3 protein-coding genes are annotated in these 2439 nt (G+C 44.8%); all 3 read left to right on the top strand.

All coding sequences use genetic code 11. From position 1 onward, the window contains the following. Positions 1–957 (top strand): DNA polymerase IV (gene dinB, locus WEIDD23_RS11430; protein ID WP_062359050.1); only part of this gene is annotated, 957 nt, incomplete at its 5' end. Between the two features lie 116 nt (positions 958–1073). Continuing rightward, on the top strand, positions 1074–2024 hold the full coding sequence (locus tag WEIDD23_RS11425) for a DHH family phosphoesterase (protein ID WP_010369793.1): 951 nt from the start codon (positions 1074–1076) through the stop codon (positions 2022–2024). Further along, the coding region (locus WEIDD23_RS11420; RefSeq protein WP_156469648.1) for a DEAD/DEAH box helicase at positions 2024–2439 on the top strand (416 nt) is incomplete at its 3' end. The genes WEIDD23_RS11425 and WEIDD23_RS11420, both read left to right, overlap by 1 nt.

The following is a 2439-nucleotide window of genomic DNA, read 5'->3' as shown; positions in this document are numbered from 1 at the left end:
GGTGTGGTTGCTACAGCTAACTATAAGGCACGACAACTTGGTGTCCATTCTGCAATGAGCGCCGCCGAAGCACTTCGATTAGCGCCAGAGGCAACTTTTTTGACGCCGAATTTTGAAAAATATCGGACCGTGTCAAATCAGGTCCATGAAATTTTTCATCGTTATACTGACAAAGTGGAACCAATTGCATTTGATGAAGCTTATTTAGACGTAACAGAAAATAAAATTGGCATTGATAATCCAGTTGCGCTAGCCCATGCGCTACAACAAACTATCTATGAAGAACTGCAATTAACCAGTTCGGTTGGGGTATCGTTTAATAAGTTTTTGGCAAAGCTATCTTCTGAACACAATAAACCAGCCGGGCTGACCGTTGTTCGGGAAGCTGACGTTCGACCTTTCTTAGATGCATTGCCAATTGAGGAGGTCCGTGGGGTTGGTCAAAAGACGGCCGAACGGATGCGTGAACTGGGTGTCACAACTGGCGCTGCGCTATATGCCATGGATCAAACGACATTGACCCAACATTTTGGACGGATGGGGTATGACTTTTACCGACGAATCCGGGGTGTTGATGACCGACCAGTTGAATGGCAACGTGAGCGGAAATCAGTTGGCAAAGAACGAACGTATGGTCCGTTTTTGGATAACGAAGAGAAAATCATGGCTGAACTAAAGCGACTGGCCGCACTCTTAGAGAGTTCGCTACAGAAAAGGTCGTTACACGGCAAAACCTTGGTATTAAAGGTACGTGATGAAGATTTTAATACGGAAACACGACGGACAACCCAACCAGATTATTTACCAAATGATGCGACCGAGTTTGAACGTTTAGCAGCGGATATTTGGGAAGAATTAGGGGGATATCAAAAGCCAATTCGCCTCTTAGGATTAACGATGACAAATTTAGCACCGCTAACCTTTGAAAATATCCCCCTGAATCTGTATGATAACTAATCTAATCGCGTAATTACCGCGGTTTTCTGCTATACTTATTAAAGTAGCGGGTGGTAGACCCAAACTGTTAACGTTGCGAGCAACGTTTGTAAACTAGATAGAATTGAGATTGAATCATGACAGCGCAAACAGCAATTCTAGCGCAAATTAAGGCAGCGGACACGATTATTATTCACCGTCACCAACGCCCTGATCCAGATGCCTTTGGGTCACAATTTGGCTTGGCGGAGTTAATTAAAACGTCGTTCCCTGAGAAGCAGGTTCACGTTGTGGGCAAGCAAGTGCCTAGCATGACTTGGATGGGTGAGATGGAGCAAATTCCAGACTCACTTTACGATGATGCATTGGTAATTGTGACCGACACAGCGAACTCACCACGTGTCGATGACCGTCGTTTCGACTATGGTAAGGTGTTGGTTAAGATTGACCACCACCCAAATGACGAGCCATATGGCGACTATACGTGGGTGATTGAAGGCGCTTCTTCTACGTCGGCGATGATTTTTGCCTTCTATAAGGAATTTGAAGACGAATTGACTTTGTCAGATGCAGGTGCCTCATATTTGTATGCCGGTATCGTCGGCGATACAGGTCGCTTCCTATACGCGACTAAGTCTGAAACGATGCAAGTTGTCGCTGATTTGATGAAGTTTGATTTTGATTGGTTTAAGATTAATCAACAAATGGATACCATCTCAGTTGAAGCTGCCCGGGCTTCTGGCTATGTTTATAACAACATGGTCACAACCGATAACGGCTTTAATTACATTATTTTGACGAACGAAGTTGTTGAAAACTTCAATCTTGGTGATTTTGGGACGGCCTTTATTGTCCCATTACTAGGAAAGATTAACACAGTTAAGGCCTGGGCTGTCTTTGAACAGCAAGATGATGGCTTTTTCCGTGTCCGACTACGTTCACGTAACACGGTGATTAACGAAATTGCAAAGCGACATGGTGGCGGCGGACACAAGTTTGCCTCAGGTGCTTTTGCCAAGGACATTGATGAAGTCCATGAGATTATTCGTGAAGCCGATGAAACATTGAAGGAGCAAACAGAAGCATAATGGCTAAGTTTACTGACTACAACTTGCGCCCAGAAATTTATACGGCGTTGGATGAAATTCGTTTCACCACACCAACGAAGGTGCAAGAACGCTTGATTCCCGTTGTGATGCAAGGACGTTCCGTTGTGGGACAATCACAAACTGGATCAGGTAAGACACACACATTTTTGATTCCAATTTTCCAAAAGTTTGATCCAACTGCTCAAAAGGTGCAAGCCGTGATTACCACGCCTTCTCGTGAGTTGGCGCAACAAATCTATGCAGCAGCCAAGCAATTGGGTACAGGATTCCCGGCTGACCAACAGCCACGCATTGGCTTGTATGTTGGTGGGACTGATAAGGTCCGCCAAATGCACCAATTGGAAAGTACACAACCACAAATTGTGATTGGAACACCAGGACGTATCAAGGACTT

The sequence above is a fragment of the Weissella sp. DD23 genome, assembly GCF_001579105.1.
GTDB classification, from domain to species: domain Bacteria; phylum Bacillota; class Bacilli; order Lactobacillales; family Lactobacillaceae; genus Weissella; species Weissella cibaria.
The sequence above is the reverse complement of the archived record's forward strand: the minus strand, read 5'-3'. Positions and strand labels throughout refer to the sequence as shown.

Bases quoted from the DNA above. Each gene is read 5' to 3' on its own strand.
- WEIDD23_RS11425 (WP_010369793.1), top strand. From the start codon at position 1,074: ATGACAGCGCAAACAGCAATTCTAGCGCAAATTAAGGCAGCGGACACG.